This is a genomic window from Alkalibacterium psychrotolerans (genome assembly GCF_054784355.1).
Map to the genome: position 1 here is coordinate 1 of NZ_BAAGPH010000113.1, position 7,340 is coordinate 7,340.

The window sequence follows — 7,340 nt, forward strand, 5'->3', positions numbered from 1 at the left end:
GTTTGTTGGTAACTACATTTTACCAAAGAGAGGTGTCTTTTTCTGTACTTTTAAGTTCAATATTCTAACTGATCTTTACGGTAAAAGGATAGAACGTCGTTCTTAGGGGTGCGAAACTTGAGTTAATTAGTTAAAGAGCTTGATGAATCAACCAGTCTAAAGAAATAAGTTGCATTAGCTATCTTTTTGTAATACAATGTACATACAAAAGAAAGGGTGATTTCTATGGCAGCTATTTCATTAAGAATCGATCCTGAGGACGAGAAAGTTATAAAAGAGTACGCGAAATCAAAAAATATATCTGTATCTGCTTTATTTAGAAATTCTGTTTTAGCGAAGATAGAAGATGACATTGACTTGAACTTATACAAACAAGCCATGCAAGACTATGAAGAGAATCCTGAAAGTCTCTCTTTTGATGAGATGCTAAAGGAGTTATCCGACTAAATGGCAAAAAACTATGAGGTCCGTTTTGCAAAACAAGCTCAAAAGAAATTAAAAAAAATGGACAAGCATCAGTCACTTTTGATTATGAGTTGGATTAATAAAAATCTAGTCAATACTAATGACCCTAGACAGTTTGGAAAGGGTTTGGTTGGGAATCATTCCGGGGAATGGCGTTATCGTATTGGTGATTATCGTTTAATTGCTGATATTAATGACGAAACAATTACTATTCTCATTTTAGAAATAGGGCACCGAAGAGATATCTACTGAGAAGGACTATATTTATCACTCAATATGATAGTAAAAAACATATCCTTTTTAGAGAAATGTTGAACTAACACAGGTGTAAACTAAAATCATAATTAATACTCGACCACCTTATTATTTCTGAGGTGGTCTTTTTGTGGTTAGCCATTTCGCCAATCAGCTCAAACTGTTATACTTAAAGGTAATAGAGTCTTTTAGAAAAGAGCGAAAATGTTATGGTGAAAAAGTATAGTACCACATTAAATACACGACCGTTTTTATATAGAGAGGCTAGAATGGTTGCTGAGTTAATTAATCAAGGGACAAGTAACGAAGAGATCAAGGAAAGAGTCATAGAAGATAATCTTTTTCAACTGACCAGTAAAGATCGGCGTAGCCGTTTTCTAACTGTAATTAAAAAACGGCTAGACAACCTAGATGATTTTCTAACAGAAAACTTCTTAGTTTCTGATTCATCAACTAGTAAAGCCATTTTACTCTATGCCATTATCAAATCTGATACACTATTTTATGAATGGATGCGTGAGATCGTTTGGGACAAATGGTTAACACTCGATGACGAGGTCACAAAACTAGACACTATTTCTTTCATTGAAAGCAAGGTCGAGCAGAATGAAACCATAGCAAAATGGAAAGTTGAAACACGTGAAAGGTTAGTAAACGCTTACCATCGAGCGTTAGTAGATGCAGAGTATGCCAGTTATTTTGAAACAAAGATTCTCTTACAAAGGCCAATTATTTCATCCCAAGTTGAACAGTATTTAAAATCCGAAAAAGAAAAGCATATTGTAGAAGTTTTGTTAGGGGAGGTTATTGAGTGAGACCAATCACAGTGAGGCTGGATGAATTAAATGAAAAGTTATCAGATCCTAAGATTTTATCAAATAAAGGCTTAGGTAATGAAGTGGGGTTTTATATTTTTGACTATGAACCAGAAGACGAACTGGTAGTCAGAGATGCGATTCCCTATATAAAGAAACAGATACAAAAGGAAAATCCAGAAACAAAAATACAGGAATTTGATTTGTTTGATATTGTCTTAGCTTTTTTTGAAGAGCGTGGATATATGGATAAGAACTTTAAAATGGAAGAGAAAAAGGGAAGCGAATTCCTTTACGATAAAATGAAAAAAGCATTGAAGCTTGCGACAGATAATGACTGGATTGTGAAATATATCCAGGAACATATGGATGAGGATGCCATGATCTTTATTACAGGTGTGGGGAAAGCATACCCCATCATCAGGTCACATACAGTTTTAAATAATCTTCAAACAGTAATCGAGAAGAAACCATTGATTATGTTTTATCCGGGACGTTATGAGAATGGTGGATTACGTCTGTTTTCGCGTTTTATGGATGACAACTATTACCGTGCATTTAAACTGATCGAGAATTAAACGGAAAAGGGGTACAAGTATATGAAAATAGAACAGCTATTTAAAAAAGATATTACCCGAGATATTCAAGGGGTTATAAAAATTGGACAAAAAGAAAAAGAGAATATCAAGCAAGAACTTGAAGAGTATGTAGTAACTGAAGAATTGCATCAGCACTTTGAAACTTTCTATAAGGCTTACACAAATGCTTACGCTAAACCGACGGATAAAATGGGCGTTTGGATCTCAGGTTTCTTTGGCTCGGGTAAATCGCACTACTTAAAAATTCTATCTTACTTACTGCAGTCTGATATAGAAATCGACGGTAAAAAGCCGGTTGACTTCTTTAAGGACAAACTACATAACCCGGAATTACTATCAATGATGCAAAAGGTAACTGAACACCCAAGTGACGTTGTCTTATTTAACATCGACTCCAAAGCAGATTCCGACAGCAAGCAAAATAAAACGGCAATCGTAAAAGTATTTAATAAAGTATATAACGAAATGCGTGGGTACTCCGCGAGTATCCCTTGGTTAGCTGAACTTGAAGAAACATTAGATGAAAAAGGTGAATACGAAGCGTTCCAAACTCTTTTTGAAGAAGAAACGGGCTTTAAGTGGTCTGAAGGACGAGAAGAACTGTATTATAACTTTGACGAAACAGTTACTGCCTTAGCTAAAGCAAGCAACAGCAGTGAAGAAAGTGCTAACCGCTGGCTTGAAAATGGGGAAAAGAACTACTCGATATCAGTTGAGGCTTTTGCTCAACGCATTAAGAAATTTGTCGACAAAAAAGATAGAGACTACCGTCTGATTTTTTCAGTAGATGAGGTGGGACAGTATATTTCTGAAAATACTGACTTGATGCTTAATTTGCAAACCGTTGTCGAGGATTTAGGCAAACTGTGTAACGGTAAAGTATGGGTAATCGTGACTTCTCAACAAGACATCAATAGCTTAAGTGAGCACATGTCCTCAACCGACTTCTCTAAAATCCAGGGACGCTTTAATACTCGTGTGAGTTTAAGCAGTGCCAATGCTGATGAAGTAATCAAAATTCGTTTGCTTGATAAAAAAGCAGACGCCTACGGTAAACTTCTTTCAAATTACGATGAGCATGCGGTATCGATCAAAAACAAACTTGAATTCGAAGATGCAGCAACAATGGGATTTTATAAAGGTCGCGAAGACTTTGCTAAAGTATATCCCTTTGTCCCGTATCAGTTTAATTTACTGCAGAAGGTCTTTACAGGCATTCGTGAACACGGTTCAGCTGGCAAGCACTTATCTGACGGTGAACGTAACTTATTAGAATCAATCCAGCAGGCAACGATTCAGCATAAAGAAAATGATTTAAATACGCTAATTCCTTTCCATGTGTTTTACGATAATATTGATCAGGCATTAGAGCATTCTGTCCGCTCGACAATTATTAAAGCCAATCAGAACGAAGTGTTAAGTGAGTTTGATGTCAACGTATTGAAGCTCTTATTCCTTATTCGTTATGTTGATGAAATGCCCGGAACACTAAAGAACTTAACGACTCTGATGATTCATTCCATCGATGAAGATATGATTGAACTAAGCAACAACATCAAGCGCTCACTAGATTTACTGGAAAATGAATTTCTAATCCAGCGTATTGGTAACAAGTATTTATTCTTGACCAATGAAGAACAGGATATTAACCGTGAAATCGATAATATCGAAATTCCTACATCTGAATATATTATGGAAGCAGGGAACCGTTTGATTAACGACGTCTTAAATCTTAGACGTTTTAATTATCAGCCCTATAGTGATCAACCAGATATTACCTATCTCATGGATATTTCACTATGGATCGATGACCGTTCACTGAGAAGTACATCATCGACAATTGGTGTGCGTTTCATGACAACGTATTCCGATCATTATGAAGATCAGGATGCCATTGCCTTGTCTCAACGTGAAGATAAAATGGTTATCGTCCGTTTACCTGAAGAGGAAGACTTCACTGAGATCAAAAATTACTTACGAATCAATCAGTATTTAAGAAGACAGACGACTCAGTCACTGACGCCTTCTCAGCAAGACATTCGTCAGAGAAAAGCTTCTGAACGTAAGCAATTGGAAGATGTCTTTGTTGCTAAATTGAAACAAGATATCAGTGAAGCCAATATCATCGTCAATGGATCAGAAATTGACATCAGTGGTACACCAGAAAAGCGTATTGAAAAGGGCTTATACTCGCTGGTTTCAAATACGTACCCTAAAATCTTCTATATAAAAAATTCTTATTCGAAAGAAGAACTGGAAAAACTCATTATGCGTAGAGATGTATCCTTGCTGGAAGAGTATGAAGACAAAAATAATGAAGCAACTGAAGAGATCGAACGTTATCTTGATATGCAAAAGGAACGCAACATGGTCGTGACGTTAAGAGAAGTGTTGAATCGTTATACGGTGGAGCCCTATGGATGGAATGATCTGGACATTTTAGCTAGCTTAGTCCGCTTGATCAAACTTGAAAAGGTTCAGTTCACATTAAACAGCAAACACATGAATGTATTTGAAAACGACTTTATGCGCAATATTCAAAGCTCCAAATGGCAGGAGAAAATTGTTGTTGCTAAACGCAAAACATTAAATGACTCAATCAAAAGAAAAGTCAAAGAGCTGACCAAGGACTTATTTAATATTTCAGCACTCGAAGATAAAGAAGAAGACATGTACCAGACGATCACCAACCGTTTCAGCATGGAACTGAAAGAGCTGCAAGATAAACTGTCGCTTTATCGTGAAAATAACTATCCCGACCAGCAGTTGATCCGCGATGCGATCACAAAAATCGAGCGTTTACTTTCTATCAAAGATGCCAGAGAGTTCTTGACTCAGTATGTTGAACAGGGTGACGAGCTGTTAGACCTATTCGAAAATCTTGAAGATATATTAGAATTTTTAAACAATCACAAACATATCTATGATAAAGCTATTGAGCAAGTGAATCTCTACGAGAAAGACCGTAACTATATCGAAAACGATGAGTTACGAACGATTTATGAATCAGAAAAAGCCATTATCGATCTACCACGTCCGTATCGCAAGATGAAGGAACTGAAAGACTGGACTGATCAGTTCACTTCTGCGTATACAGATGAACTGGAATCTGTATCACAGCCTGTTCATGATGCAATCGAACAAGACAAGTTAGACATTGAACAGGAACTTAAATCAATAGAAGGGGAGCCGGAGTACGACAAGCTTTACCGCAGTTATAAGTTCCGTCTGTCCAATGTTGAAACAGGATTACAGACAGCAGGAACAGTTCGTGACCTGAAATCATTCAAACAGGAATCCAGTACGATCAAAGGCACACTTATCCATCAGATTGAAGAAGCGAAACAGGCGATTCTGGAAAGAGCGAAACAAGATAAAGAGAAAGTTACGCCACCAAGTGACCCTGTCAGAAAAAACGTTGGAGAAGATATAGTTGAAACGCCTCCAGTAGAAGTTGAGCCCACACCACCAGTCGTTACCAGAAGACCGGCTGTGGTCCATAAAGAGACGATCATTCCAAATCGTATGGTTGAGCTGAATAGTGAAGAAGATATCGATGAATATTTAAATAAGGTGCGTAAAACTTTAACAGGTTACCTGAATAACGCCGACTACATCAAATTGATTTAGGAGAGACTGACTTTGAATAAGACGCAACTACGAAAGTTTGCAGCAACGGCTCGCAAGAAAATAGAAGATGCTGTAAGGCAAAAAGCTTACTCGTTTGGTATCACCAAAGATGAGATCAAACCGTTACAAGAATTAAGTGACGGTCTCATTATCAATGGGACGGTTATGGGTGAGCGCGAACAAAAGCAATACAATCATTTGAAAAATCGTATCCAGCTGGAAGGTTATGAAACAGTCATGGACGAAGCGGCGTACACTTGGTTTAACCGCTTCGTTGCCATGCGCTATATGGAAGTCAATGATTTCTTGCCCATTCATATGCGTATTTTATCTTCTGAAAACCCAGACAAACGCGAACCCGACGCTTTGACAGAGATTTTATCACTCGTGGATGACCTTGATCTGAACCGCGAGCGTGTTTATCAGATGAAGGAAGACAGTCAGCTGAATGAGCTTTATCAATACTTATTAATTAAACAAAGCATCAAGCTGGGAGATATTCTTCCTAATGTCTTTGATCCAATCACCGATGACTTGGCACTGCTCCTTCCAGACAACCTACTTAATGAAAATAGTGTCATTCGAGATATCGTTACGATGGTTGATGAACAAGACTGGACAGAAGTTGAAATCGTTGGCTGGTTGTATCAGTATTACATTGCTGACCAGAAAGAATCCTTCTTTTCTAATAGAGGGAAAAAGGCAGGTAAAAAGGATATACCAGTAGCTACCCAACTATTTACACCTAAATGGATAGTGAAATATATGGTTGATAATTCTTTAGGAAAATACTGGTTAGAACGATATCCGGATCAAGATATTGAAAGTTCTTTAGATTATTATTTGAAGTCAGATGATAATAACCTTGGTGATAAACCAGCGGTCGACATTGAACAGCTGACCTTTTTAGACCCCAGTTGTGGTTCTGGACATATCTTAGTTTATGCTTTCGATGTATATTATAAATTATATCTCTCACGAGGATATAGAGAGCGAGAGATCCCTAAACTGATTTTAAACAATAATCTATTTGGTCTTGATATAGATAAACGTGCAGCACAATTAGCCACATTTGCTTTAACTATGAAAGCCAGAGAATATGACCGACGATTGTTCAGTCGAGACTATCAGGTTCATATCCATAGTATTGAAGAAAGTAATACGATTGAAATTGAATATGTAGAACTATTTGCAGATGGAAATACAGATGTAAAAAACGCTACAGAATCATTAGTAAGTGTATTTAATGATGCAAAACTATACGGATCCATCCTTCAAATGCCAGAGATTGATATATCATTAGTTGAAGAACAAATAGAAGCAATTAAAAACAAAACAGAGATTGACATTTTTACGACTGAATTAATTGAATACGTCTTTCCTCTAATTGAGGATTTGATCGATCAATATAAATCATTAAGTAAAATATATGATATCGTCATCACGAACCCACCTCGTATAATAAGTTTGTAGTTAAGAATTGTTCTTAACTTAGTTGATTGATTAACTGTTTGAAAGAATGGAGCTTTCTCCCCCATGGGGGAGAAAAATTTCAAAAAGTCGCTTTTGATGATCC

General features: G+C 36.8%; 6 protein-coding genes. All 6 read left to right on the forward strand.

Features of this window, described 5'->3' with window-relative positions; translation table 11 throughout:
- The first annotated feature begins 225 nt into the window (after nucleotides 1-225).
- Entirely contained in the window at nucleotides 226-447 is a 222-nt protein-coding gene (relB, locus tag ACYVLS_RS09480) for a type II toxin-antitoxin system RelB family antitoxin (RefSeq protein WP_460323914.1), read from the forward strand.
- Nucleotides 448-717 carry a type II toxin-antitoxin system RelE family toxin gene (locus ACYVLS_RS09485; RefSeq protein ID WP_460323916.1) on the forward strand — a complete coding sequence of 90 codons (270 nt, stop codon included), beginning with the start codon at nucleotides 448-450 and terminating at the stop codon, nucleotides 715-717. It abuts the gene before it with no gap.
- Nucleotides 718-929: 212 nt separating this feature from the next.
- Nucleotides 930-1,535: a DUF1819 family protein gene (locus tag ACYVLS_RS09490; RefSeq protein ID WP_460323918.1), complete on the forward strand. Its 606-nt coding sequence runs from the start codon at nucleotides 930-932 to the stop codon at nucleotides 1,533-1,535.
- Entirely contained in the window at nucleotides 1,532-2,113 is a 582-nt protein-coding gene (locus tag ACYVLS_RS09495; RefSeq protein ID WP_460323920.1) for a DUF1788 domain-containing protein, read from the forward strand. Before ACYVLS_RS09490 ends, ACYVLS_RS09495 begins: the two co-directional genes overlap by 4 nt.
- 21 nt (nucleotides 2,114-2,134) lie before the next feature.
- On the forward strand, nucleotides 2,135-5,764 hold the full coding sequence (gene brxC, locus ACYVLS_RS09500; protein WP_460323922.1) for a BREX system P-loop protein BrxC: 3,630 nt from the start codon (nucleotides 2,135-2,137) through the stop codon (nucleotides 5,762-5,764).
- Between the two features lie 12 nt (nucleotides 5,765-5,776).
- The gene (pglX, locus tag ACYVLS_RS09505) at nucleotides 5,777-7,237 is read left to right on the forward strand and encodes a BREX-1 system adenine-specific DNA-methyltransferase PglX (protein WP_460323924.1); all 1,461 of its coding nucleotides are present in this window, start codon (nucleotides 5,777-5,779) and stop codon (nucleotides 7,235-7,237) included.
- The last annotated feature ends 103 nt before the right edge of the window (nucleotides 7,238-7,340 follow it).

Excerpts from the sequence above, each read along its gene's own strand:
- brxC (WP_460323922.1), top strand. The coding sequence starts at position 2,135 with ATGAAAATAGAACAGCTATTTAAAAAAGATATTACCCGAGATATTCAA.
- relB (WP_460323914.1), top strand. The coding sequence starts at position 226 with ATGGCAGCTATTTCATTAAGAATCGATCCTGAGGACGAGAAAGTTATA.
- ACYVLS_RS09490 (WP_460323918.1), top strand. The coding sequence starts at position 930 with ATGGTGAAAAAGTATAGTACCACATTAAATACACGACCGTTTTTATAT.
- ACYVLS_RS09485 (WP_460323916.1), top strand. The coding sequence starts at position 448 with ATGGCAAAAAACTATGAGGTCCGTTTTGCAAAACAAGCTCAAAAGAAA.